We start from the raw sequence: 265 nt of genomic DNA, 5'->3' as shown, positions 1-265 counted from the left end.
GAACACCGCCGCCGCCGTGCGCGTGGCCGACAGCAGCGCCTCGCGGATCGTCGGCCCGTCGAGTTTGCGTCGCACCAGCCCGAGGATGAACGCGCCGCTCGCGCCCACGCCGCCCGCCTCGGGGGGCGTGAAGAAGCCGCCGTACAGGCCGCCGATGACGAACACGAACAGCACCAGCGGCGCCCACACGTTCTGCAGGTCCTTGATGCGTTCCGGCCACGGCTTGACCTCGCCGCCGGGCAGCCAGTCGGGCCGCAGCTTGACG

At 72.8% G+C, this 265-nt stretch carries 1 protein-coding gene; it reads right to left on the bottom strand.

Going from position 1 to position 265, the window contains the following annotated elements; genetic code table 11:
* A partial coding sequence (locus AC0IYU_RS34855) for a TRAP transporter large permease subunit (RefSeq protein WP_472126973.1) occupies positions 1-265 on the bottom strand: 265 nt, incomplete at both ends.

It is taken from the genome of Variovorax sp. AC103, from assembly GCF_979254005.1.
This window is presented reverse-complemented; position numbering and strand designations above follow the sequence as displayed.